The 25,466-nt window shown below is 33.4% G+C and carries 19 protein-coding genes; 8 read left to right on the top strand and 11 right to left on the bottom strand.

Features of this window, described 5'->3' with window-relative positions:
- The first annotated feature begins 3 nt into the window (after positions 1 to 3).
- A complete protein-coding gene (locus tag ACM55M_RS00480; protein ID WP_416855497.1) occupies positions 4 to 1,263 on the top strand; it encodes a hemolysin family protein in 1,260 nt (419 codons plus the stop codon).
- Between the two features lie 109 nt (positions 1,264 to 1,372).
- Positions 1,373 to 3,469, top strand: a complete 2,097-nt coding sequence (locus ACM55M_RS00475; protein WP_416855496.1) for a peptidylprolyl isomerase — start codon at positions 1,373 to 1,375, stop codon at positions 3,467 to 3,469.
- A 131-nt stretch (positions 3,470 to 3,600) separates the two neighbouring features.
- Here ACM55M_RS00475 and ACM55M_RS00470 read toward each other — a convergent pair whose 3' ends face one another.
- Together ACM55M_RS00470 and ACM55M_RS00465 are read right to left on the bottom strand one after the other, a co-directional pair.
- On the bottom strand, positions 3,601 to 4,518 hold the full coding sequence (locus tag ACM55M_RS00470; protein WP_416855495.1) for a GYDIA family GHMP kinase: 918 nt from the start codon (positions 4,516 to 4,518) through the stop codon (positions 3,601 to 3,603).
- A 53-nt stretch (positions 4,519 to 4,571) separates the two neighbouring features.
- The gene (locus ACM55M_RS00465; RefSeq protein WP_416855493.1) at positions 4,572 to 5,888 is read right to left on the bottom strand and encodes a hydroxymethylglutaryl-CoA reductase, degradative; all 1,317 of its coding nucleotides are present in this window, start codon (positions 5,886 to 5,888) and stop codon (positions 4,572 to 4,574) included.
- Positions 5,889 to 6,156: 268 nt separating this feature from the next.
- Here ACM55M_RS00465 and ACM55M_RS00460 point away from each other — a divergent pair, with 268 nt between their 5' ends.
- The 4 genes from ACM55M_RS00460 (at position 6,157) to ACM55M_RS00445 (ending at position 12,309) form a co-directional block, all read left to right on the top strand.
- Positions 6,157 to 8,361 (top strand): S9 family peptidase, encoded by a 2,205-nt coding sequence (locus tag ACM55M_RS00460; RefSeq protein ID WP_416855492.1) that lies wholly within the window; start codon positions 6,157 to 6,159, stop codon positions 8,359 to 8,361.
- 85 nt (positions 8,362 to 8,446) lie between these two features.
- Positions 8,447 to 9,991 (top strand): peptide MFS transporter, encoded by a 1,545-nt coding sequence (locus ACM55M_RS00455; RefSeq protein WP_416855491.1) that lies wholly within the window; start codon positions 8,447 to 8,449, stop codon positions 9,989 to 9,991.
- A gap of 4 nt (positions 9,992 to 9,995) precedes the next feature.
- Positions 9,996 to 11,801 carry a peptide MFS transporter gene (locus tag ACM55M_RS00450; RefSeq protein WP_416855490.1) on the top strand — a complete coding sequence of 602 codons (1,806 nt, stop codon included), beginning with the start codon at positions 9,996 to 9,998 and terminating at the stop codon, positions 11,799 to 11,801.
- A gap of 46 nt (positions 11,802 to 11,847) precedes the next feature.
- A complete protein-coding gene (locus ACM55M_RS00445; RefSeq protein WP_416855489.1) occupies positions 11,848 to 12,309 on the top strand; it encodes a thioredoxin family protein in 462 nt (153 codons plus the stop codon).
- Positions 12,310 to 12,311: 2 nt separating this feature from the next.
- Here the strand turns inward: ACM55M_RS00445 and ACM55M_RS00440 are convergent, their stop codons facing one another.
- The 5 genes from ACM55M_RS00440 to surE form a co-directional block, all read right to left on the bottom strand.
- A complete protein-coding gene (locus ACM55M_RS00440) occupies positions 12,312 to 14,348 on the bottom strand; it encodes a ComEC/Rec2 family competence protein (protein ID WP_416855488.1) in 2,037 nt (678 codons plus the stop codon).
- A gap of 67 nt (positions 14,349 to 14,415) precedes the next feature.
- Entirely contained in the window at positions 14,416 to 14,916 is a 501-nt protein-coding gene (locus ACM55M_RS00435; RefSeq protein WP_416855487.1) for a C40 family peptidase, read from the bottom strand.
- A 36-nt stretch (positions 14,917 to 14,952) separates the two neighbouring features.
- The gene (gene lpxB / locus ACM55M_RS00430; RefSeq protein ID WP_416855486.1) at positions 14,953 to 16,065 is read right to left on the bottom strand and encodes a lipid-A-disaccharide synthase; all 1,113 of its coding nucleotides are present in this window, start codon (positions 16,063 to 16,065) and stop codon (positions 14,953 to 14,955) included.
- Positions 16,066 to 16,169: 104 nt separating this feature from the next.
- Positions 16,170 to 16,442, bottom strand: a complete 273-nt coding sequence (locus ACM55M_RS00425) for a hypothetical protein (protein WP_416855485.1) — start codon at positions 16,440 to 16,442, stop codon at positions 16,170 to 16,172.
- On the bottom strand, positions 16,435 to 17,217 hold the full coding sequence (gene surE, locus ACM55M_RS00420) for a 5'/3'-nucleotidase SurE (protein WP_416855484.1): 783 nt from the start codon (positions 17,215 to 17,217) through the stop codon (positions 16,435 to 16,437). Before surE ends, ACM55M_RS00425 begins: the two co-directional genes overlap by 8 nt.
- Positions 17,218 to 17,424: 207 nt before the next feature.
- Between surE and ACM55M_RS00415 the strand changes: the two genes are divergently transcribed.
- Together ACM55M_RS00415 and ACM55M_RS00410 are read left to right on the top strand one after the other, a co-directional pair.
- The gene (locus ACM55M_RS00415; protein WP_416855483.1) at positions 17,425 to 19,710 is read left to right on the top strand and encodes a carboxy terminal-processing peptidase; all 2,286 of its coding nucleotides are present in this window, start codon (positions 17,425 to 17,427) and stop codon (positions 19,708 to 19,710) included.
- A 129-nt stretch (positions 19,711 to 19,839) separates the two neighbouring features.
- Positions 19,840 to 20,691: a DNA/RNA non-specific endonuclease gene (locus ACM55M_RS00410; RefSeq protein WP_416855482.1), complete on the top strand. Its 852-nt coding sequence runs from the start codon at positions 19,840 to 19,842 to the stop codon at positions 20,689 to 20,691.
- A gap of 166 nt (positions 20,692 to 20,857) precedes the next feature.
- On the opposite strand, the gene rodA is transcribed toward ACM55M_RS00410, so the two are convergent.
- From rodA to mreC, 4 genes are read right to left on the bottom strand one after another with little or no spacing between them, the layout of a single operon-like run.
- The gene (gene rodA, locus ACM55M_RS00405; RefSeq protein WP_416855481.1) at positions 20,858 to 22,093 is read right to left on the bottom strand and encodes a rod shape-determining protein RodA; all 1,236 of its coding nucleotides are present in this window, start codon (positions 22,091 to 22,093) and stop codon (positions 20,858 to 20,860) included.
- 18 nt (positions 22,094 to 22,111) lie between these two features.
- Positions 22,112 to 24,055 carry a penicillin-binding protein 2 gene (gene mrdA, locus ACM55M_RS00400; RefSeq protein WP_416855480.1) on the bottom strand — a complete coding sequence of 648 codons (1,944 nt, stop codon included), beginning with the start codon at positions 24,053 to 24,055 and terminating at the stop codon, positions 22,112 to 22,114.
- Positions 24,052 to 24,558, bottom strand: coding sequence for a rod shape-determining protein MreD (locus tag ACM55M_RS00395; RefSeq protein WP_416855479.1), 507 nt, complete (start codon positions 24,556 to 24,558; stop codon positions 24,052 to 24,054). Before ACM55M_RS00395 ends, mrdA begins: the two co-directional genes overlap by 4 nt.
- Positions 24,551 to 25,375, bottom strand: coding sequence for a rod shape-determining protein MreC (mreC, locus tag ACM55M_RS00390; protein ID WP_416855478.1), 825 nt, complete (start codon positions 25,373 to 25,375; stop codon positions 24,551 to 24,553). Before mreC ends, ACM55M_RS00395 begins: the two co-directional genes overlap by 8 nt.
- Between the last annotated feature and the right edge of the window lie 91 nt (positions 25,376 to 25,466).

Genomic DNA, 25,466 nt, shown 5'->3' with positions numbered 1-25,466 from the left:
TACATGGAAATTAGTATTATAATACTGTGTCTAATACTATGTGCTTTTTTCTCTGGAATGGAGATTGCTTTCATTTCTTCCAATAAAATTTATCTTGAAATAGAAAAAAAACAAGATAACTTCATTTCTAAAATACTTACAAAACTTACTGAAAAGCCTTCTAAGTTTATAGCGGCTATGCTTATTGGAAACAATATAGCATTAGTGGTTTATGGATTTTTTATGGGCGAATTATTAATGAACTGGATTGAAGCTTTGGGGTTTCATTTCTCAAGCTTACTGGATTTGTTTCTTCAGACACTGCTTTCTACACTAATCGTTTTGATTACTGCAGAATTTTTGCCTAAAGTATTTTTTCAAATTTATGCCAATACATTAATAAAGTTTTTTGCTGTTCCGGCGTATGTTTTTTACATCTTCTTTTATTTTATTTCTACTTTTTTTATCTGGGTTTCTGATTTTGTTTTGAAAAAATTCTTTAAAACAGAAGGGGATCAAGTGCAGCTTTATTTCAGTAAAGTGGAACTTGGAAATTACATTACGGAACAAATGAGCACCGTTGAAGATAATGAAGATGTCGATTCTGAAATACAAATGTTTCAAAATGCTTTGGAGTTTTCAGGTGTAAAAGCGAGGGATGTTATGAGTCCCCGGACTGAAATCGTAGCCATTGATTTATATGATTCTGTTGAAGAGTTGAATAAGGTGTTTATTGAAACTGGTTATTCTAAAATTGTTGTTTATCAAAATTCATTAGATGATATAGTTGGATATGTACATTCATTTGACTTGTTTAAAAAGCCGAATACCATCAAAGAAATTGTAATTTCTGTTGAATTTGTCCCTGAAACAATTTACATTAAAGATGCCATGAATTTGTTGACCAAAAAAAGAAAAAGCGTAGCAGTTGTTTTGGATGAATATGGTGGGACTTCCGGAATTATCACTATAGAAGATATTGTGGAAGAACTTTTTGGAGAAATAGAAGATGAACACGATTCAGAAGAAGAGCTGATTGAAAATGAAATCGGAGACGATACATATGTTTTTTCAACCCGACTCGATGTGGAGTATTTAAATCAGACCTATAAACTTCATATTCCGGAAAGCGATTCTTACGGTACACTGGGTGGTTTTATAGTGGATCACACCAAAGAAATTCCTCAAAAAGGAGCTATAATTACTATAGGAAGCTTCCATTTTATAATAGAAGAAGCCACAAACAAGAAAATAGAATTAGTTAAAATGTCGCTAAGAGACTGATTTTTTTTATAAAATTGAAATTTCTTGTAAAATAAAACGCTACTACTATAATTATTAATTAGATAATTGTATTTTCGCAAACTGAATATAAAAATTAACAACAATAAAAATGGCAGTTTTAGCAAAAATTAGACAACGTTCCGCCTTATTAATAGCAGCTATTGCTATCGCATTATTTGCATTTATAATACAAGATCTTGTCGGTCAAGGTGGCCTTGGTCAAAATACCAAAGATGTAGGAAGTATTGATGGAAAAGACATCGCATTTGAAGATTTTAGAATCAAAGTAAGCAATGTTGAGAAAAGTCAAGAAGGAATTACTGCTACGGCTGCAGCTAACAGAGTTTGGGATCAGGAAGTTTCTATCGCTTTACTGACTTCTGAATTTGATAAATTAGGATTAAGAGTAGGTGAAAAACACTTATTGGAAGTTTTAAAAGCAGATGAGAATATTGGTAAAAATCCATTGTTTTTGAATGCAGCAGGTATGTTTGATATTGCAAAATTCAAAGAATATTTCAAATCAAATCCAGCGCAAGCACAATACTTGAAAGACAGAGAAAAAGACGCTGAGTTAAATGCTAAATATCAAATTTACAATACTTTGATAAAAGCAGCAGTTTATACCACTGAAAGCGAAGGAAAGCTGAAGTATGAGATGGAAGCTAACAAAGTAAATTTTGCTTACGTTGCAGGGTTATATTCAACTATTAAAGACAGTGACGTTAAAGTTACTGATGCTGAGATTGTAGATTTCATGAAGAAAAATGAAAAAAAATACAAAGCAGACGAATCTCGTGAAGTAGAATATGTTTTGATTGAAGACAAAGCTTCAGTTACTGATGAGAATGAAGTTAAATCTAAAATTAACGGATTGTTATCTGGAAGTGTAGTTTATAATCAGGCAACTGGTAAAAACGATACTTTGCCAGGATTTAAAGCTGCTACAAATAATATCGAATTTGTAAACTCAAATTCAGATGTCCCGTATGATTCTACTTATGTTGCTAAGAAAGATTTGCCTGCAGTCGATGCGGATAGATTGTTTAATCTTGCTCCAGGAGAAGTATATGGGCCTTATATGTTTGGAAAATACTATTGTATTTCAAAATCTATGGGTAAAAAATTAGGTGTAAATGCAAAAGCAAGTCACATTTTAATTAGTTATGAAGGGACACAAGTTCCTAATCAAAAAGAAAAAAGAAATAAAGAGCAAGCAAAAGTAAAAGCAGAAGCGATATTAGCTCAGGTGAATGTAAATCCAGATAGTTTCTTGATGTTGGCTTTCACAAATTCTGATGATTCATCAGCACAACAAGGCGGTGATTTAGGTTATTTTGGTCCAAACCAAATGGTAAAACCTTTTAATGATTTCGTTTTCAATAATTCAATTGGTAAAGTAGGATTGGTTGAAACGCCTTTCGGATTTCACATTATCAAAATTACAGACAAACAAGACGGAATTCGTCTAGCTACAGTAGCTCAAAAAATTGAAGCTTCAGAAGCAACTTCAGATAAAATTTTCTCACAAGCAACCAAGTTTGAAATGGATGCTGCTGATACCGATTTTGCAAAAGTTGCAAAAGACATGAAACTTACAATAGCTGCTCCGGTTACTGTAAAAGCAATGGATGAAACTTTTGGCCCTTTAGGAAACCAAAGAACAATAGTAAGATGGGCATTTGAAGATGATGCTAAAGTTGGTTCTGTAAAAAGATTTGAAGTGGCTAATCTTGGTCATGTTATTGCAAAAGTTAAAAGTATCGATAAATCTGGTTTAGTGTCAATCACTTTGGCTAGACCTTATGTAGAGCCAATTCTTAAAAACAAGAAAAAAGCGGAATTGATTAAAGCTAAAATGACAGGATCTTCTCTGGAAGCAATTGCAAAAGCTACAGGTTCAACTGTACAACAAGCTACTGAAGTTACAATGGAAAACCCAATGTTAGTTGGTGCAGGTCAAGAGCCTAAAGTTGTTGGAAATGCCTTTGCATTGTCAGCTAATAAATTGTCAGCGCCGATTGAAGGAAACACAGGTGTTTATGTTGTGAAAAACCTAAGTACTGTAAAAGCACCGGTTTTGAAAAGTCATGAAGCTTACGTAGCTAAATTGAAATCACAAAGCGCTTCAGATGTAAATAGAGTTATTCCTGCATTGAAAGGGAATGCTAAAATAGAAGATAACAGAAAACAATTCAATTACTAATAAGATATAAGTAATTATTTTTTCAAAATAAAAATCCCGATACGTTCTGTAGAATGTATCGGGATTTTGTTTTTAGTATGGTTTTGTTTGAAAGCGTGAACGGAATTTAAGATGAAAATGGAAATGTAGGATTAAGATAAAATCATTTCGGTATAGGGAATAATTGTTTTGTATCCTTTTGAAATAAAATATTCGCTAGGATTTTCAGCTGCAATTGCCATTATAAAATCGCCTCCCCAAGCACCAAGGCTTTTGACTACGCCATTAAAATCTGGGAATAAAGATTCTTTCACGGTTTGCATTTCCAGAATAATACTCATTTTGGTTTCGTGCTTTTCTATCGCTAAAGCAAATGATTTAAGCGTAGTTGCTTTTAAAACTTCAAAAGTTATTTTGTCATTTAAAGCGATGGTTCTGCCTAGGTTATTTTTTTTATTGATATTGTAGGAAGCGATTGCATTTTTGCTGCTTTGCTTTTTATTGAGATATATAAAATAGATGTTCTCTGTAAATTTTGGGTTGAAGATTACTTTTTCAACAACAGGTTTTCCTTGTTCTAAATGGTATAAAATGGGAGTGTCGTTTTGAGCACAAGCAATGTCATAACCGCTTCCTCCAAAACTGTTTTTAAGTAGTGTAAAGGCATCGATTTGCAGCCATTGTGCAATATTGTTAATCAAAGTGGACGAAGTTCCCAGACCCCAGCTTTTAGGAAATCCAAGTTCAGTGGTGATTGTGTATCCTTCGGAATTAGTAATGAAATCAGGATTTAACACAAAAGCTTCATGGAGAATGGCTATCAATGTAGATTTAACGGAATCACTTTCTGAATTTCTTTCATTTGAAATATCCAAAAATGAAATGCTGTCTTCAAACCAAATGCTGCCATTAGCATCGTAGCTTTTCCAAATGATTTCTTTGTTGGTTCCTTTTTCGATAATTAGGTTTTGTCCCAATTTTGTGGGTAATGCAAAAGCTTTTGCGCCATCCAAAACAAGATATTCTCCTGTGATTAAAAGTTTTCCGTTACTGTAGAATGTTTGTTTCATTGTTTTTGCGAGGAACGAAGCAATCTCCTTTTTTTGTTGCATTAGAGGTAAAATTAGTTTCTTAAATTTTCAATAAAATCAACTACCGCACTATGTGAGATAGTATTTTTCTTGAAATATTTATGGATCAAAATTCGTTCATCATCATTGGCTTCAAACTGATTGATGATATTGTTTAAATGCATTTTCATGTGGCCTTCCTGAATTCCGGTTGTTGTCAAAGAGCGTAACGCAGCAAAATTTTGTGCTAAACCTGCTACGGCGACCACTTGCATTAATTCCTTTGCGGATGGGTTTTCAAGCATTTCTAAGGCTAGTTTTACTAATGGATGCAAAGAAGTCAATCCGCCAACGGTACCCAAAGCTAACGGTATTTCTAACCAAAAAGTAAAAATTCCATTCTCTATTTTGGCGTGTGATAAGCTGGAATATTTTCCGTTTCGTGCTGCATAGGCGTGAATTCCAGCTTCTACTGCACGGAAATCATTACCAGTAGCCAGCACAACAGCATCGATGCCGTTCATAATTCCTTTGTTGTGTGTTACGGCGCGGTACGGTTCCACTTCGGCAATCTGAATCGCTTGTATGAAACGCTCCGCAAATTGTTGTGGATTTTGAATGTGTTTTTCTCTTAAATCTTCAACAGGACACGAAACTTCAGCTCTTACGAGACAATTAGGGACATAATTCGAGAGAATGCTCATTACAATTTGTATGTTTTTCTCAGTTTCAGTGAATAATTCATAAACCAATGCTTCTTCTCTTAATGTCTTGGCAAATTGCTCCAAACACGAATTGATGAAATTAGCGCCCATGCTGTCTTTAGTTTCAAATGTAGCATGAAGCTGAAAGTAATTCGACAATAAATCAGTTTTGTCTTTTAGGACAATATCAAGAATTCCACCGCCCCGTTTTTGCATGTTTTTAGTGATGGATTCTGTTTCTGAAAAAAACTTAGCTTTGGTTTGAACAAAGAATAATTCCAGTTTTGAAACGTCACCTTTGAAAATAAAATGAACCTGACCAATTTTTTCTGTATCGATAACAGTAGCTTTAAAGCCTCCTCGAGTGGACCAAAATTTTGCGGTTTTTGAAGCAGCGGCAACCACTGAGCTTTCTTCAATTGCCATCGGAATGGCACTGTATTTGTTATTAATTAGGAAATTTGGAGCCACTCCTAGTGGAATATAGAAATTGGTTATCGTATTTTCTATGAATTCATCGTGTAATTTCTGTATTTTTTCATCTGAATTCCAATAGTTTTTAAGTAATGCTATTGCTTCAGAAGGAGTTGAAAAGTATTCTTTGGCAATCCAGTTTATTTTTTCTTCTTTGGATAATTTAGAAAATCCTGCTACGGCGTTATTCATTCTCAATAGATTATAATATATATACGCGCAAAGATACGCTTTTAGCCGTTTTGTTTGCTATCAGATTATCCTCAATAAATGGGTGCGTTTAATATTGTTTTTAACATTTAACACATCAAATGTGAAATAATTGTAAATTTTTCACTAAAATTGACGGTTTTTATATTTAAATAAAAATTATGAAATATTCGTGATTAAAAATAACAATACCAAATGAAAATAACGCCTCTTGCGTATAACATATTTCCAAAATTAATATTAGCTATATATGAATTCGAACAAAATTACAGCCTTACTTTTATTCTTGTGTTTTACTGTTTTTGGTCAACAGAAAATTACAATTGATGAAATTTTTAATGGCACTTTTACTGCAAAAGGGATGGATGAATTGCAGTCCATGAAAAATACCAATCAATACACGGTATTGAATTTTGACCAAAAGTCAGGAAGCGCACAAATAGATTTGTATGATTTTGCAACGTTGAAAAAAGTAACTACACTTATAGATACAAAATCGCATAAAGATTTATCTAACGGGATTGACAGTTATACGTTTGATGCTTCTGAAAAAATGATTTTGTTAGCGTGTAACACCAGTAAGATTTTCCGTCATTCTTTTACTGCCGATTATTATTTGTACAATATTGGGACAAAACAATTAACAAAGTTATTTAATTTTCAAATTCAAGAACCTACATTTTCGCCAGATGGTAAAAAGATAGCTTTCGCAAAAGAAAATAATCTTTATGTATATGATTTGGCTTCCAAGAAAGCAACTGCTATTACTACAGACGGAAAGAAAAATAACATTATTAATGGTATAACGGATTGGGTTTACGAAGAAGAATTTGCTTTCGTAAGAGCATTCGACTGGAGTAAAGACAGTAAAAAAGTGGCATTTATTCGTTTTGACGAAAGTCAAGTTCCTGAATTCTCCATGTCTATATTTGGAAAGGATTTATATCCTAAAATTGAAACATTCAAATATCCGAAAGCAGGGGAGAAAAATTCGTTAGTGTCTTTACATATTTATGATGTTAACAGCAATGCAGCCAAAAAAGTAAATCTTGGAAACTATAATGATTTTTATATTCCAAGAATTGAATGGACTAATGATGCCAATGTGCTTTCGGCTCAGGTATTGAATCGTCATCAGGATAATTTAGACTTGTTGTTTATCAATGGGAATTCAGGAGCCGCTAAAGTGGTTTTGAATGAAAAAGACAAAGCGTATGTAGATGTTACTGATAACCTTACTTTTTTGAAAGACAATAGTTTTATTTGGACTAGCGAAAAAGAAGGTTTCAATCATATTTACGTTTATGATAAAACAGGAAAGTTGAAAAACCAAGTAACCAAAGGAAATTGGGAAGTAACCAATTACTATGGATTTGATGAGAAAACGAATACTATTTTTTACCAATCGGTAGAGAATGGCTCGATTAATAGAGATGTTTATAGGATAGCTCTTGACGGAAAAAATAAAATCCGTTTGTCTAAAAATGTTGGAACAAGTGCAGCAACTTTTAGCCCTAATTTCCAATACTACATCAATACGTTTTCTAGTACTTCACAACCAACGATTTATTCTTTGAACGAAGCTAAGGCAGGAAAACAAATTCAAGTTATTGAGAATAACGAAGCATTAGCAGCAAAGTTAAAACCGTATAGCTTACCCGCTAAAGAGTTTTTTGTTTTGAAAACTGAAAAAGGAAATGAGCTGAATGCTTGGATTATGAAACCGAAAGATTTCAACGCTTCAAAGAAATATCCTGTTTTTATGATTCAATATTCTGGGCCTGGTTCTCAGCAGGTTGTAAACGGATGGGGGAGTTCTAATGAATATTGGTTTATGATGTTAGCGCAACAAGGTTATATTGTGGCTTGTGTTGACGGTCGCGGGACAGGTTTTAAAGGTGCCGATTTTAAGAAGGTGACCCAAAAACAATTAGGGAAATACGAAGTGGAAGACCAAATTGATGCAGCGAAAGTTATTGGAAATTATGCATTTGTAGATAAATCGAGAATTGGAATTTGGGGATGGAGTTTTGGAGGATTTATGGCGTCCAATTGTATTATGAAAGGGAATGATGTTTTCAAAATGGCAATTGCGGTTGCTCCGGTAACGAATTGGAGATTTTATGATAGTGTTTATACCGAGCGTTACATGCAAACGCCTCAAGAAAATCCTACGGGTTACGATGAAAACTCCCCAATAAATTATGTAGACAAACTAAAAGGGAAATTCCTCTTGATTCATGGTTCTGGTGATGACAATGTACATGTGCAAAATTCAATGCAAATGATGGAAGCCTTGATTCAAGCCAACAAGCAATTTGATTCACAGATTTATCCCGATAATGATCACGGTATTAGAGGGGGGAAAACCAGAATTCAATTGTATACTAAAATGACCAATTTTATAAAAGAAAACTTGGGGAATACCATAGATTTAAGCAAAGAGACTATTTGATTTTCAAATCTAACCGATAAAAACCAGAATTCAATTCTATAATAAAATGACTAACTTTATCAAAGAAAATTTATAACACAACTTTATGACAAACGACTTATCTAAGGAAAAAGATTTTTTTGGACATCCAAGAGCACTTTTTATATTGTTTTTTACAGAAATGTGGGAACGCTTTTCGTTTTACGGGATGAAAGCACTATTAATTTTCTATTTAACAAGATACCATCTTTTTTCTGATACCAGTGGAAATCTGTTGATAGGAAGTTATGCCGCCTTGGTATATGCAGTGCCAGTAATTGGAGGTTTTATTGCAGACCGATATTTAGGTTTTAGAAAAGCAATAGTTTTTGGTGGGATAATGCTCGTTCTTGGTCATTTAGGAATGGCTTACGAAGGAAATGCTGCGACGCAATCAGTTACGGGAGAAATTACAAGAGACGATGCAGCGTTACAAATATTTTATTTTTCTTTATCATTAATAATCGTAGGGGTAGGTTTTCTTAAAGCTAATATTTCTTCATTAGTTGGTGAATTGTATCAAGTAGGGGATAAAAGAAGAGATTCTGGCTTTACATTATTTTATATGGGGATCAATTTAGGATCTTTTTTAGCTACTATAATTTGTGTATGGCTTGGGGAAACGTATGGTTGGAGCTATGGTTTTGGAGCAGCCGGTGTAGGAATGTTTTTTGGATTATTGACTTTTATTTCCGGAAGAAAATTATTGATGGGAAAAGGAGAATCAAAAGTGCCGGAACTCTTGGAGAAAAAATCATTTGGTTTAAAAAACGAATGGTTAATATATATAATGAGTGTTGCATCTGCTTTGATTTTTTGGCAAATGGTACAACGACACGATGTAGTTTCTAGTTCATTGATGGTTGCTGGTGCAGCTTCATTTATTTATATAATTTACTACAGCATCACACAATTAGATAAAAAAGCAAGAGAGCAATTAATTGCATTAACCATTTTAATTGTTTTTACAGTAATTTTCTGGGCATTATTCGAACAAGCATATACTTCGTTAAATTTATTTGCGGATAGAATTTTAGACCGAACTATTTTTGGGTACACTATATCCGCGGGACAATTTTTAAGTTTCAATGCCTTATTTATTATTTTATTAGCTCCGGTTTTTGCTTGGTTATGGGTGAAACTGGGTAAATATAATCCAAATACAGCGGTGAAATTTTCAATAGCTTTGTTGTTTGTAGGTTTAGGTTTTGGTTCTTTAGTTTTGGGAATTAATGTTTCAGGACTTGGAAAAGTAGCTATGGTTTGGTTAATATTCACCTACTTTTTACATACTTGTGGGGAATTATGTTTGTCACCTGTTGGACTTTCTGCAGTTACTAAATTGTCGCCTGTGAAAATTGTGGGATTTATGATGGGAGTTTGGTTTTTGGCAACAGCCAGTTCTGAATTTATTGCTTCAATTCTAGCCAATATAGCCTCCGTAGATACTTCAAATGGTACAGCACCGGATTTAAATTTAGCAAAACAGAGTTACTTAACGCTTTTTGAATATCTATTTTATACTGGACTAGGTTTCGGAATTGTTCTTTTAGCACTTTCACCAGTAATAAAAAAATTAATGCACGGAGTAGACAAAGAATTAAATAATTAATATTATGAGTGAAAATACTACAGACCAATTTTTTAAAAGTACCGTTCTAGGGCACCCAGCGGGATTATTCGTTTTATTCTTTACAGAGATGTGGGAGCGATTTTCATTCTACGGGATGCGTTCTTTATTAATATTATTTTTAACTACCTCTTTTACTGATGGCGGTTGGGAATGGACTCGTGAAAATGCATCAGCTTTATTTGGTTCTTATGTTGGTCTGGTTTATTTGTCAACAATGTTAGGGGGCTATTTTGCTGATAAAGTCATCGGTTTTAGATGGGCTGTTGTTGTAGGTGCAGTTTTAATGACATTAGGTCATGCTTCTATGGCGCTTGAAACAGAATTTTCTATTTATTTAGGATTGGTTTTATTAGTTTTTGGAAATGGATTTTTCAAACCTAATATGACTTCAATTGTATCTGAAATGTATAAGGACCGTCCTGAGAAGAAAGATGGGGCTTATACTTTATTTTATATGGGTGTCAATGCGGGAGCTTTCTTTGGAATATTGCTTTGTGGATATTTAGGGGAAAAAGTAGGATGGAGTTATGGTTTTGGTCTTGCCGGAATTTTTATGTTCTTCGGAATGCTACAGTTTTGGTTGTCCCAAAATATCTTTGGAGATATTGGTTTAAAGCCAAGTGCAGCAAGTAAAGCTAAAGCTGAGGCCTTGGATACTGATAAAAGAAATCCATTTACACCTTGGCAACTTGGAATTATTGGGCTCTCATCAATTTTAGGATTGTTATGGATTTTAAATGATCCTGCTTCAAAAATTTCAGGGGGTAAAATAAATGTTTTTTCTTTTCTGGGTGAAAATGGAAATGCAATTGCTATAGTTTCAGCTTTGCTTTTATTTATTATTCTTTTGATTTACAGATTTACGCAATATTCGCAAATCACTAAAGAAAAATTAATTGCGGTAACGTTTTTCGCTTTTTTGACCATCTTCTTTTGGGCTATTTTCGAACAATCGCCAAACAGTTTAACCATTTTTGCTAATGATTATACTGATAGGGTTTTAATAGGCAATTGGAGTGTAGTTTTTTTAGTGGTTAATTCATTGATTACGATTATGCCATTAGTGATTATTACATGGGTTTTGTATTTGTTATTTAAACAAACATTTAAATACTATGCTGTGGCAAATATAATTTTGAGCATAAGTTTTGTTATTATATGGGCAATCGCAATTTGGATGTTGACCAAGGATTATTACACTGCCGGATATTTATCTTTATCAGACTCCACTTTGAAATCACTAAAAATTGATAAAGTAACAACAGCATTAACGGAGGTTCCGGCTACTTGGTTTTCTACATTAAATTCATTGTTTATCATTTCATTGGCTCCATTGTTCTCAAAATGGTGGGAAAGTAAATATAATCCTTCTGCAAATTTAAAATATGGAATCGGAATGGGATTATTGGCCCTTGGGATGGCTTGTGTTGCCTGTGGGGCAAGTGGTATTGAGGCTGGTGCCAAAACAGCTTCGGTTAGTATGATTTGGCTTATTTTGGTATATCTTTTTCATACTATGGCAGAATTGTGTATCTCGCCGGTAGGCTTGTCTTATGTTAGTAAATTAGTTCCTGCAAGAATGATTGCATTTATGTTCGGAGTTTGGTATCTTGCAGTGGCAATTGGTATGAAGGGAGCGGGTATGTTTGGTGAGAATATTGATAAAATCGCCAACGAACATGGATTAAGTTATTTCTTTTGGATGTTGACAATAATTTCAATTGTTGTAGCTTTGTTCTCTATTTTAATGACTCCAGTCATTAAGAAATTAATGCATGGAGTGAGATAAATTTTAGGCACTATTTTTGAATAAGTAACTACAAAAACATAAAAAGATGAAGAAAATAGTAGTAGCAGCATTGCTGTTTGTTGCTTCATATGCTGCTGAAGCACAAGAATTAGTCTGGGAGACTAATGTCAATAAGGCAATGGAAGTTTCTAATAAAACCAAGAAACCAATGTTGCTGTTTTTTACAGGTAGCGATTGGTGTGGTTGGTGTATCCGATTGCAAAAAGAAGTGTTGAAAACACCAGAATTTGCTGCTTGGGCAAAGGATAATGTAGTTTTGGTTGAATTGGATTATCCAAGAAGAACGCCGCAAACGCCTGAGATTAAAACGCAAAATAATGAATTGCAACAAGCTTTTTCAATACAAGGTTTTCCAACGATTTATTTTGCCAATGGTACTAATAAAGATGGTAAAGTAAATTTCGAAGGATTAGGGCACACTGGATATGTTGCTGGCGGACCGACGGCCTGGTTAGCTGTAGCCGACGGAATTCTGAAAAAGAAATAATTTCAATTTAACGTATAGAATCCCTTTTCACCAGTTGCGTGAAAAGGGATTTTTTGTTTACTGCAAGTTGCTTTCCAATATTTTTGTAGTGTTTTATAGTTCGATGCGTCAGCGACAACTATTCGTGGTTTTACAGTTTGAAATAGTCGTTCCAAATTTATTTTTGGAGATTGGGTGAGTAATAAAATATCAGGGTTTATATTTTTCGGATAAATGCCTAAACTATCCAAAATCAGAATTTTTTTACCGTTGAAAAAAGTAGTGTTTTGAATCCTTTTTTTACTTTCCAAAGCACTAAAATTCCCAACCAAATAAGAGGTCAGAATAGTGTTTTTTCTAGATGCTTTCAAAATACTGTCATTCGCATACAGCGTAACTTTTTCTCCGTTTCGTTCTGTAATCAGCGTATTTTTCTTAGAATTGAAAACTACCCATTCATGTTGGTTCTCCAAATCTGATCGATTTTTTATATATGAAATTTGTAGCAAGATAATGGAAATTAAAACCATCGCCAATTTGTTGAAACTTGGTTTTTTGAACCATATAGCAGTACTTATAATTATCAAATAAAAGCTAATTAAAAAGTACAAATTGAAAGAGATATTTTGAATTATAAATTGTTCCAGTGAGGCAATCGAATTGATGATTTTATTTAAATAAAAGATACTCCATTCTAATGGTTTGGAAAGAAATAAAGAAACATATCCAAATGCTGCCAGTACCATAACGAAAACGCCTAAAATCATTATGAGGCTCAGTAATGGAATGATAATTAAATTGGTCAAGAAGAACAAACCTGGGAATTGATGGAAATAATAAATGCTCAATGGCAAAGTGCCAATTTGTGCTGCAAAGGAAACAGTGAGGATATCCCAAATGTATTTTGAAATTTTATTTTTTGGTAGCCAAATAGAAGCTAAAAGGGGTTGTAGCCAAATGATGGAAAACAAGGCGATGTAACTCAACTGAAATCCAACATCAAACAAAAAGGAAGGTTGGAAAAGTAAAATAAGCAACATCGATACCAATAAAGTGTGGTAAATATTTACACTTCTTCGTAAATGGGTGCCAATGGCGACAAACGAAAACATAACGACGGAGCGAACTACTGACGGCGCCAGACCGGCAATTAAACCGAATAATGATAGCGACGCCAGAATAATTATCAGCTTAATAAACGAACCTCTTTTTGTGTTGGGTAATGGTTTGAGTATAAAAGTGACAAAGATCAATATGAACCCGATATGCAATCCCGAGACCGATAAAATATGTACCGCGCCAGCATATTGATAATCCCGGATAATCTCCGGAGAAATATCTTGTTGCTGCCCCATAATCAATGCAACTGCTACATTTAATTCAGTTTTGTGGAAGTCGCTTTTTTCTAAGTTATGAATGATTTTTGTTCTTAATCTGGAGGTATAATACCAAATGTTCTTTTCCATTTCAGAACTTATACTCATTTCTTCCGCATCAGCATACAGTTGAGCATAAATTTGTTTGTTCTCCAAGTATTTGCTGTAATCAAATTGGTTGGGATTATTGGGTGGATTATTTTTATACAAAGTGCCTTTAATTCGTAGTTGCGTTCCAATTTCGAATGGACGCTTCAAACTGTCTTTTCGAATATTAAGGATTATTCTGCCCGTGTTTTCTGTTGTATCAATGCGGTTTACTATGGCAATGTAGCGATCATTAAAAGAAGAACTTTTTAATTTTTCCTGCAGCGTGACTGCTATTAAATGCGGTTTTCCGAAAATAAAATTATAATGAATATAATTGCTTTTTTGAAAATAATCGGTGTGGACAATTAATGTTGTTGCTCCAATAAAAAAGGATAGCACGTAAGTGGAAATGCCGAAATAAGGGTTTTTAGTATAATTTTTTTTGGATAAAAAATAAAAAAAGATAAAAGTGATGACGGAAATAAATAGTAAGGCAAAAACAATTTTAGGTTCAGGTTTTAAATAATAAGGAAATAGAATTCCTAGTATGAAACCAAATGTTATTCTCGCTAAAGGGAATTGTAGCACTTTCATCTTTCTAAAGTACAATTTTTTAGTAAGAAATAGCTTTATTATTTTTGCAAAGAAATCATAGAGGTGTTTATCGGAGAATTCTATTCACTTGGGCAAATGCATTTTCATAATACCGTTCTTTGGTGGAGGAAATGATTACGCCTCGAGAAGTAGAAGAATGAATGAATTTCACATCATCGTCAGAAACATCAATGACCATTCCTACATGATTAATTTGAGATTTTCTACTGGTTTTGAAAAATATTAAATCCCCTTTTTTAATATTATCATGATCCCGATCAATGATTAAGCCCAATTTTGATTGTTCAAAAGAGGTGCGTGGGAGTTGAATCTTGTAAGAGTTAAAAACGGAATAGATTAATCCGGAACAGTCAAAACCGGCTTTTGTAGTGCCTCCAGTTCTATATTTCACACCAATATTATCAGAAGCCGAATGAATTAATTGGTCTATCAAATGTTTTGTTCTATCCGTATCCACTTCAGTTTTTTTTGAAGGAATAATTACTGAAGTTGATTTACATGCCGTAAAAAAAATAAGAATTAATAAAAGGTAAAGCAGGTGTTTCAAAAGAGTTGTTTTTTACGTATTTTAAAAGAATTGGAATCATTTTAAATCAGCTACAATCAATTTTGCTGTTTTCTCGCTGGCACCAATTCCTCCAAGTTTTGCTTCTAGAACGTTATATTTCTCTAAAAGTTGTGTGCGATGACTAGATTCCAGGATTTTTTTCAATTCTTCGCGGATGTGTTTCGTTGTACAGTCTTCCTGAATTAACTCAGTTACTACTTCTTCATCCATAATCAAATTCACTAACGAAATATATTTTAGCGTAATGATTCGTTTTGCAATTTGGTATGAAACCCAGCTCCCTTTATAACAAACCACTTCTGGAACTTTAAAAAGCGCTGTTTCTAGTGTTGCTGTTCCTGATGTAACTAACGCGGCAGTCGAATTTTGCAACAAAGCGTAGGTTTTATTGGATATGAATTTTATATTTTCGTTGAATATAAAACTCTGATAAAATGAATATTCCTGACTGGGAGCGCCTGCAATGACAAATTGATAGTCTGGAAAATCATTGACAACGCTCAACATCACCGATAGCATTTTGGTAATTTCCTGTTTTCGGCTACCAGGTAAAAGGGCAATAATGGGTTTTTCGTCTAATTTATTTTCTTTTCTGAAAACGGTACTGTCAATTGGGGTTTGGTTATGGATTGCGTCAATCAATGGATGGCCTACAAATTCCACTGGAAAATGATGTTTGTCTTCGTAAAACTTTTTTTCGAAAGGCAAAATCACATACATTTTATCGATATCTCGTTTGATTTCAGTAATTCGGCTTTCTTTCCACGCCCAAATTTGGGGTGAAATATAGTAATGATTCTTGAAACCCAATTCTTTTGCCCACTTTGCAATTCGTAAATTAAAACCCGGATAATCTATGAATAGTAGTACATCCGGTTGAAATTCTAGAATGTCTTTTTTACATATTTTGATGTTGTTCAAAATGGTTTTTAAATTAAAAATCACCTCAATAAATCCCATAAAAGCCAATTCGCGATAATGTTTCACCAAAGTTCCGCCAACATTCTGCATTAAATCACCACCCCAAAAATGAATATCGGCTTTAGGATCTTCTTTGTAAAGCGCTTTCATCAAATTAGAACCATGTAAATCCCCCGAAGCTTCACCTGCTATAATGTAGTATTTCATTTTTTTATGTTTTGGAGTTTTTTCCAATTTTTTAGTGTCAGCGATAAATTCAGAAACCTTCTGTCAATATTTTTATAGTTAACAAAGGTATGAGTATTGCATTTTTAAATAAATAAAGACAAAAGTGTCATAATAATAACGGCTAAAATTACACCACGTGCCATGAGTTCTTTATTTAATTTGAGTAGAATGCCAAAAGCCACTAAATCAAGAATGGATCCAAGGGTGATTATTTTTCCGAGTTTGCCTTCTGATTGCATGATATACATTCCATTGACAAAGTTAAATTCAGTAAAAAAAGTAATAAAAAGGTAACTGCCCAATATTGAAGCTAAAATTCCGATTACAAATCCAGTTAGCAAATCTATTTTATTCATTCCAGTTCCAGGTGTTAAGTTGTTGTGTCGCATGATGCGCAGTCAAGTCGAATTGTACGGGAACAATTGAAATGTATCCATTTTCTAATGCCCATTCATCAGTGTCTTCGCCATTGTCCTGATTCACAAATTCTCCAGTAAGCCAATAATAATCCCTGCCTTGCGGGGTTTTACGTTTATCGAATTTTTCCATCCAAACGGCTTTAGCCTGACGGCAAATTTTGATTCCTCGGATTTCTTTTTCTTTCAATTTTGGAAAATTCACATTCAAAACGACTCCTTCAGGCAGTTTATTTTCAAGCACTTCCAGTGTTATTTTTCGAATAAAGGACTTTATTTCTTCAAAATTGGCATTCCAATCGTAATCTGACAAAGAAAATCCAATAGCTTGAATTCCTTCTATTCCGGCTTCAACTGCGGCACTCATGGTTCCTGAGTAGATTACATTTATAGAAGAATTGGAACCGTGATTGACGCCTGAAACGCACAAATCTGGTTTTCTTTTCAAAATTTCGCTAACCGCAAATTTTACACAATCCACAGGAGTTCCCGAACAACTGTATTCTGTTATGGCATCATTTTCTTTGGAAATTTTATTTAGATATAGTGTGTCATTGATGGTAATTCCGTGACCTGTTGCGCTTTGTGGCGCATCTGGAGCTACAACAACGACTTCTCCTATTTCTGCCATAACGGCTATTAATGCCCTGATTCCCGGAGCAGAAATCCCATCATCATTTGTAACTAAAATCAAAGGTTTGGAATGTTTTGTCATTTTATGTTTTCAAGAAAGGATTTCTAATTAAATATTTAAATAGCAAATGTAGTCACACAAAACCGTATTTTATAACAAAGAAAATAAAATTTGTCAACTTGGAATATTTAACGCATATGAAAAAAACAATTTTATATCTTTAACAAAAAATTATGCAGCCCTTGTTATTGTTGGCATAGTTTTTACCGTAATTTAGATTAAAAATTGATGAATACTATTATTGACTTTATGAAAAGAAATTATAAAATACTTCTTGTTGTTGTTTGTCTTTCGGCAACACTGTTTGCATTTAAAATTAATGCACCAAAAGAAGCCGACCCCGATAAAGATAAGTTATTATTAGAACTATTAACATTTGTAATTCAGAAGGGACATTACAATCCTGCAGTAATTGACGATACCTTTTCTAAAGGAATTTATAAAGATTATATTCAGGCTTTAGATCCTTCTAAACGCTTTTTCCTGCAGTCCGATATCGATGAATTTTCGAAATTTGAAACGCAATTAGACGATGAATTGTTAAACAAAGATTTGACTTTTTTTAATCTTACGTATGAACGTTTGATGAAAAGAATGGAAGAGAGTAAAAAGATTTATAAATCGGTTTTGAGTCAGCCTTTTAACTATAATACAGATGAAAATTTTAATACGGATTATGAAAAAGCACCTTATCCAAAAGATGGCACTGAACTTGCCGATAAATGGCGTAAACAAATCAAATTGTCAACGCTTTCGTCACTTACGGATCGTTTAAAAATCCAAGAAAATAAAAGTAAAGGTATTGTAGAAAAAGAGGCGAAAGATACTTTGGATCCTTTGAAACAAGAGGAGAAATTTAAAGTTGATCCGATTAATTCAGATAATACTAAAACCGATAAAACAAATGATAACGGTAAGCCAAAAACTTTTGCGGAATTAGAAAAAGAGACGCGAGAGAGTGCTTTGAAATCATTGGATGAATATTTTGGTTTCATGCAGGATTTAGACAGAAATGATTGGTTCTCTGTATATATCAATTCGATTACAGCACGTTTTGATCCCCATACTAATTATTTTGCACCCGAAGAAAAAGAGCGATTTGATGTAAGTATCAGTGGAAAATTAGAAGGAATTGGAGCTCGTCTTCAAAAGAAAAATGATTTTACTGAAATTTCAGAACTTATTTCTGGAGGTCCGGCTTGGAGAGGAAAACAACTGGAAGCAGGAGATTTGATTATGAAAGTTGCTCAAGGAAATGCAGAGGCTATAGATGTTGTAGGAATGCGTCTTGATGATGTCGTTAAGAAGATTAAAGGGCCAAAAGGGACTGAAGTTCGTCTTACAGTGAAAAAAGTCGATGGAACAATTAAAATCATTTCTATAATAAGAGATATTGTTGAAATTGAAGAAACGTATGCTAAATCTAGTATCGTTGATAAAAACGGATTGAAATACGGGGTTATTTATCTACCGAAATTCTATATTGACTTTGAAAATAAAGATGGTAGAGATGCAGGAAAAGATATTGCTAAGGAGGTAGAACGTTTGAAAAGTGCAGGTGTAAATGGTATTGTGTTGGATGTTCGCGATGATGGTGGAGGTTCATTATCAACAGTAGTGGATATTGCAGGATTGTTTATTGAGCAAGGACCAATTGTACAAATCAAATCTGCCGGTAGGAAGAAAGAAGTTTTATTCGATAAAGACAAAAAAATTGAATGGGACGGTCCATTGGTAATCATGGTTAATAGTTTTTCAGCTTCTGCTTCAGAGATTTTGGCAGCTGCAATCCAAGATTATAAAAGAGGAATTATCATTGGAAGTAAACAAACTTATGGTAAGGGAACGGTACAAAATGTAATTGATTTGAATCAATTTGTCCGTAATAGTGCTGTGGGAGATTTAGGGGCTGTAAAAACGACTACTCAAAAATTCTATAGAATCAATGGCGGTTCTACTCAACTTGAAGGAGTAAGCAGCGATATTATTATGCCAGACAGATATGCCTATTTAAAAATGGGGGAACGTGATGTAGATAACGCTATGCCATGGGATAAAATTGATCCAGCTGAATATACTGTTTGGAATAAAAATGCAAATTTTAATCAAGCGATTTTGAACAGTAAAAAACGAATTTCCCAAAGTTCACAATTTCAATTGATTGAGGAAAATGCTAAATGGATTGATAGCAGAAGTGAGGATAATATCTATAGTTTGAATATCGAGAAGTTCAAAACCGCTCAAAGAGAAATTGAAGAAAAGGCTAAAAAATACAAGCCACTTTCTCAATATAAAAACATGCTTAAATTTACATCACTGCCTTATGAAGTTGAAGAGGTGAATAAAGACGTGGCTTTAAAAGAAAAAAGAGACAGGTGGCATGAGGCTTTGTCTAAAGATATTTATGTTGAAGAAGCATTAAATGTATTAGATGATTTGCAAACTAAAACGGTCTTAAAAAAAAGCACCGCTATTCCTGCTAAATTGAAAAAAGAGAAATTAGCTAGATCTTAAATCTAATTTTCATATAATTATTGATGCTACTATTGCGCTCCAGAAATTCAAGAATGAATTGCTGGAGCGTTTTTGGTTTATTGTTTTTTTGTTGTAAAAGAATTGTAATAATCCTAAAATAAATTTGAAATGAAAAACAGTACTTTGTTGAATTCAATTGCTATACTGGTTGGCTTATTGCTTTTTTCTTCCTGTAAAAAGAATTTGGATTCCATGAATTCTGTAGACGATAAAAATAATGAATATAGTTTAGAACTAAATCAAAGTGATTTTGATAAGGGAAAAGTTAATTCTGAAGATATGATATTTAATTTTTTACCGTCTTCTACAACCAATCAAATCGTGAAGCATGACTATTATACCTTATCGTATAATGAAAAATATGAACAGGCCGAATGGGTTGCATACGAACTGAAGAGAAGTTATTTGAAGGATAGTAATTTTAAGCGGCCTTTTTTTATTGAAGATTCAAAAGTAAAAATGGGTTCTGCTGATTGGAGAAATTATAAAAATTCAGGATATGACAAGGGACATCTTTGTCCTGCTGGCGATATGGAGTTTGCTTTTAATGCGTATAAAGATACTTTTTTCACTTCTAATATTTCTCCACAATCGCATGATTTCAATGGAGGGGTTTGGAACAGATTAGAGCAAAAAGTTCGCTATTGGGCAACAAAATACGATGGGATTTATGTCATTACAGGTGGCGTTTTAGATTCGTCATTAAAGACAATAGGAAAAGAAAAGGTTTCTGTTCCAAAATATTTTTATAAAGTTCTATTGAATAATTCTGAAGGCAAATTTAAAATGATTGCTTTTTTATTACCTAATGCAGAAAGTGATACCCCATTATATGATTTTGTAGTTTCGGTCGATCGCATTGAAAAATTGACTGGAATAGATTTCTTTCCGAAATTAGAAGATAGTTTAGAAAATCAATTGGAAAAAAGTAGTGATTATAAAAGTTGGAGTTTTAACTAGCCCTGATAACAATGGAAAGCTTTTGATGGCGCGTTTATTAGTTTTTTTATTTTGTCAAAGCGACCAACGGAAGCTCTTGACAAAATAATTAAAAAACTTTAACGAGCCGAGAAACTTGAAATGAATAGCAGGATTAAGCTTCTAACGCTTAAATAAATTGCTTTATTTACCACTCGTTTACTTTATTGGCGTCCATTTTTATAAATATAAAAAGTAAAATTGTAAAGCCCCAAAGACCGGATCCTCCATAAGAGAAGAAAGGCAGCGGCACGCCAATTGTAGGGAATATACCTGCAACCATTGCGATGTTTACAAAGAAGTGAATGAATAGAATTCCTGCAACACAATAGCCATAGACTCTGCTGAATTTCGTTTTTTGTCTTTCGGCTAGGTATATTAATCTCAAAAATAAACCCACAAAAAGACCGATAACGAATAATGAGCCTACAAATCCCCATTCTTCACCTACTGTTGTAAAGATATAATCAGTATGTTGTTCCGGTACGAAACCTCCTTTAGTTTGTGTGCCTTCAAGGAAACCTTTTCCGAACCAACCGCCTGATCCAATTGCTATTTCCGATTGATTGGTATTATAACCAATCCCTTTCATGTCTACCGATTTTCCTAATAGAATATTAAAACGGTCTCTATGATGTTGTTTAAAAACGTTTTCAAATACGTAATTCACAGATAGAACAAATCCTGACATTAAAACGAATAAAATTCCACTTAACAGAATGTTTCTATCGGATAATCTTGATTTGAAATGAACAATTACGAGTACGGCTAATGCAATTAAAATTACATATTGCGGTTGTAATATTAACGTTAAAACAAATAAAAGAATGGTTATGAAGCCTGTCCACACATACCATGAAGGAAGGCCTTCGCGGTATAAAACGATGATGAATATACTGTAAATTAAAGCACTTCCAGGGTCAGGCTGAGGTAATATGAGCATGACCGGTAAAAACACAATTGCTAAAGCTTGTATTTGGCGATTAACATCCTTTAAATTAATTTGTGTGTCACTTAGATATTTGGCTAATGCCAATGCTGTAGCGGCTTTAGCAAATTCAGAAGGTTGGAGTGTGAAGCTTCCAATAGCGTACCAACAACGTTGTCCGGCAATTGTTTTTCCGAATACAAATAATCCTGCCAATGATAATAGGGATATGCCAAAAATGATAGTCGCATATTTTTCGTAAAATTTACCGTCTACAGAAAGTATAATGAATATTAATGGAATGGTTAATACAATAAATATAAGCTGCTTTTCATACGTATCTTCCATTGAAGATAATGAGGATGAGTAAATGTTCAACCAACCCATTATTACTAATAAGCTATAGATAATGATGCATATCCAATCAAGATTGTTCGTTACGCTTTGGTTTTTCATTTGAAATATTATAGTGTATTAGTTTTCTTTAGTTGTATCTATTATAACAGGAGTAAGAACAGGGACAATAACGTTTTTACTTTTCAAAATAGAATCACTTTTTCTCAATTGTAATTTTATAATTTCTGAAAGACCTCCTAATTTAGCATATTGTGCTTGTAAACTAGTATTGAGTATTCGGGTTTCTAAATCCGTTCTTGTAATTTTTTTTCTGAGGTATTTCTCAATCATTAAACTGGCAATCGGACCAGCTATTGTTGCTCCAAAACCACCGTTTTCGACTAAAATTGCTATTGCGATTTTTGGGTTATCCTTTGGCGCAAAAGCAACAAAAATGGAATGGTCTTTTAGTTGTTCTCTTTTGCCATTTATTTTCGCGAAATTTTCGGCAGTTCCTGTTTTTCCGCAAATATCAATTCCTTCCACTCGCAGGGAACTTGCCGTACCTAAATTATACACATCAAATAAACCGCTGATCATCGGTTTGTAATATCTTTTGTCTATTGTGGTCACATGTTTAGTTGTGAATTTTTTATCAATTTTGTGACCTTCAATTTTTTTAATAATATGAGGCGTATAATAATATCCTTCATTAGCAACAGTAGCCATCATATTAGCAAGCTGTATTGGAGTCATTAAAACTTCACCTTGTCCTATTGCATTAGATACGATTGTGGTACTGCGCCAACCGCCATTAGGGTAGATTTTTTTGTAGGTTTTTGAATCAGGAATATTCCCTTTTTTACCGGTTGGTAAATCATATCCCATGAATTGTCCTAAGCCAAAGCTTTTTACATGATTGCTCCAAACATCAACAGCGTAAGCTGGCTTCGCATATTTGTTAATAGTTAACATATAGGCGCTTGCAAAATAGGTGTTACAGGAATTGTAAATTCCATTATGCAATTGATGTGGTCCAAAACCGTGACATTTCATGAATCGGCCTCGTGCATAACTAAAACCGTGGTGGCACATAAAAGTGGTCTGTTCATTGACTACGCCTTCTTGAAGTGCAACAAGTCCAGTAAGGATTTTAAATGGAGATCCCGGAGGATATTCGGCCAATAATCCTCGGTCATAGAGCGGTTTTGCAATGGAATCATGATACAATAATGTGTAGTTTTTAGAACGTTGTCTGCCTACAAGTATTCCTGGGTCATAAGATGGAGCAGTAACAAGAGCTAATATTTCGCCAGTTTTTGGTTCAATAGCAACTATTCCCCCTCTTTTGTTAATCATTAATTCTTCGCCATACTTTTGAAGTTCAGCATCAATAGTAAGGTTTATGTCTTCTCCTTGAACTGCAATAGTATCATATCTTCCTTCTTTGTAGGATCCAATTTCTCTATTGTATTTGTCTTTTTGGAAATATTTTACTCCTTTTATTCCTCGTAAAATATCTTCATAACTCTCTTCAACTCCTTGTCTTCCAATTAAATCGCCGCTATTGTAATATGGATTTTTTGCAACTAATTTTTCGTTGACCTGAGTGATAAATCCAAAAACATTGGCGCCAAAATCTACTTCGTAATCACGTAACGAACGTTTTTGAAAGTAGAATCCTTCGTATTTTCGAATTTTTTCCTGAAAAGCTGCAAATTCACTTTTGTTTAATTGAGGTAAAAAAACCGATGGTAATCTAGGACTGTATACCTTGGCTTTTGCCATTCTTTTTATAAAATCTTCTTTTGTGATATCTAATAACTGGCAAAATTCAGAAGTATCAATGTCTTTTACATCTCTTGGAATTACCATGATATCATAAGAAGCTTGGTTAGCTACTAATAATTTACCATTTCGATCGTAAATATAACCTCTTTCCGGATAGTCATATTTTATTTTTATAGCATTATTGTCTGATTTCAGTTTGAACGAATCATCTATAATTTGTAAATAGAATATTCGCATTACTAGCAATGATGCTGCAACAATGATTAAGGAAGGCAGCAATAATTTTCTCATCTTTTGTTTGGCTTAATAAGATATATTATTATAATGCAAATTAGGATTGTAAATATGGTGCTCAACAGTGTTCGAAGTAAAATATCCAAGATAAAGCTAAATTGGAATGCTTCCAGTATGAATAATACAAAGTGATGAATTACAACCGACATTAATATAAAAGAGAACCGCTCCGGAGTTAAAACATCATTTAATTTAACGGTTTGATATTCGTAGCTCAACCCAAATGAAAATTTAAAAATATAGGGCCTGAAATATGCTAAAAGGATACATGCTGTGGTATGTATTCCTCCAGAATTACTGAACATATCCATAATAAGGCCTAGCAAGAAACTAGCGATCAATAATCCGGATTTATTTCCGTTTACAGGATATAGTATTATAAAAAGCACGTATGGGAATGGACTTATATAGCCCAAAAAATTCATGTTATTGAAAATAATAATTTGAACTGCCAATAGCAGAACAAAACGGAAAATATTGACTAACAAAGTGCTATTCATCTTTTTTTCCTTTTTCTAAGTTAATAAGCTCCTCACGATTTTTGCTTTTTATGATATAAACGTGACCTAAATTTGTCATGTCATTGAAAAGTTTTACATCTAATGTGTAGTAGTTCGTCTGATTGTCAATATAAATTTTATCAATAGTCCCAATGTTTATATTCTCAGGAAATATAACGGATTGTCCGCCGGTTACAATAGTGTCTCCTTTTCTGATAGCTGCCAATCTTGGTACATCTATCAATTGAACAAAACCAGTGCTTTTCCCATTCCAAACCAATGAACCAAAGTGATTTGATTTTTTAATCTTTGCGTTAATTTGAGATTTTTTATTTAAAATACTGACTACAGTTGCATAATGCGGAGAGGTATTGTCAATAATTCCAACAATTCCCAAGCTGTTTATCACGCCCATATCTGGTTTCAAACCTTGCAATTCGCCTGAATTCAATGTTAAATAATTTTCATAAACGTTGTAGGAATTGTGTATCACTTTTGAAACGATGATGTCTTCCGCTTTTACGCCTTTTAAACTGTCTAATTTTCGTACTGCAGTGGTGTCTTTACGATTAAAGAGAAGACTTTTTAATTGTGCATTTTCTAGTGCCAGCGCATCGTTTTGAGTCTTTAAATTCAAATACTCATTTACTGAATTAACTTTTTCATACACTCCGCCACTTAAAAAGTTTGCGGAACTAATTATTTTACTCCTATGAAAAGAATGGGATTGAATGGTGAGTACGAGTGAAATACCCAAAAGCAGCAAAAACAGTAATCTATTACTGTTTTTAAATATAAAATTAAATATTTGCTGCATGTATTATTGGTTATTTTGTTTCAGGTTTTATCCTTAAATTTCTATTTTGTAAAACTATAAGGAAGTTAAGCTTATATAGAATTATTTAAAT

The organism is Flavobacterium galactosi (assembly GCF_048158585.1).
GTDB lineage: Bacteria > Bacteroidota > Bacteroidia > Flavobacteriales > Flavobacteriaceae > Flavobacterium > Flavobacterium galactosi.
Note: the sequence above shows the minus strand (reverse complement) of the source record. Positions and strands in the feature narration are given on the sequence as shown.

Excerpts from the sequence above, each read along its gene's own strand:
- mreC (WP_416855478.1), bottom strand. The coding sequence starts at position 25,375 with ATGCAGCAAATATTTAATTTTATATTTAAAAACAGTAATAGATTACTG.
- ACM55M_RS00395 (WP_416855479.1), bottom strand. The coding sequence starts at position 24,558 with ATGAATAGCACTTTGTTAGTCAATATTTTCCGTTTTGTTCTGCTATTG.
- ACM55M_RS00445 (WP_416855489.1), top strand. The coding sequence starts at position 11,848 with ATGAAGAAAATAGTAGTAGCAGCATTGCTGTTTGTTGCTTCATATGCT.
- ACM55M_RS00440 (WP_416855488.1), bottom strand. The coding sequence starts at position 14,348 with ATGAAAGTGCTACAATTCCCTTTAGCGAGAATAACATTTGGTTTCATA.
- ACM55M_RS00475 (WP_416855496.1), top strand. The coding sequence starts at position 1,373 with ATGGCAGTTTTAGCAAAAATTAGACAACGTTCCGCCTTATTAATAGCA.
- ACM55M_RS00425 (WP_416855485.1), bottom strand. The coding sequence starts at position 16,442 with ATGAATAAAATAGATTTGCTAACTGGATTTGTAATCGGAATTTTAGCT.
- ACM55M_RS00415 (WP_416855483.1), top strand. The coding sequence starts at position 17,425 with ATGAATACTATTATTGACTTTATGAAAAGAAATTATAAAATACTTCTT.
- ACM55M_RS00465 (WP_416855493.1), bottom strand. The coding sequence starts at position 5,888 with ATGAATAACGCCGTAGCAGGATTTTCTAAATTATCCAAAGAAGAAAAA.
- ACM55M_RS00480 (WP_416855497.1), top strand. The coding sequence starts at position 4 with ATGGAAATTAGTATTATAATACTGTGTCTAATACTATGTGCTTTTTTC.
- ACM55M_RS00460 (WP_416855492.1), top strand. The coding sequence starts at position 6,157 with ATGAATTCGAACAAAATTACAGCCTTACTTTTATTCTTGTGTTTTACT.
- ACM55M_RS00455 (WP_416855491.1), top strand. The coding sequence starts at position 8,447 with ATGACAAACGACTTATCTAAGGAAAAAGATTTTTTTGGACATCCAAGA.
- rodA (WP_416855481.1), bottom strand. The coding sequence starts at position 22,093 with ATGAAAAACCAAAGCGTAACGAACAATCTTGATTGGATATGCATCATT.
- ACM55M_RS00470 (WP_416855495.1), bottom strand. The coding sequence starts at position 4,518 with ATGAAACAAACATTCTACAGTAACGGAAAACTTTTAATCACAGGAGAA.
- ACM55M_RS00410 (WP_416855482.1), top strand. The coding sequence starts at position 19,840 with ATGAAAAACAGTACTTTGTTGAATTCAATTGCTATACTGGTTGGCTTA.
- lpxB (WP_416855486.1), bottom strand. The coding sequence starts at position 16,065 with ATGAAATACTACATTATAGCAGGTGAAGCTTCGGGGGATTTACATGGT.
- ACM55M_RS00450 (WP_416855490.1), top strand. The coding sequence starts at position 9,996 with ATGAGTGAAAATACTACAGACCAATTTTTTAAAAGTACCGTTCTAGGG.
- surE (WP_416855484.1), bottom strand. The coding sequence starts at position 17,217 with ATGACAAAACATTCCAAACCTTTGATTTTAGTTACAAATGATGATGGG.
- mrdA (WP_416855480.1), bottom strand. The coding sequence starts at position 24,055 with ATGAGAAAATTATTGCTGCCTTCCTTAATCATTGTTGCAGCATCATTG.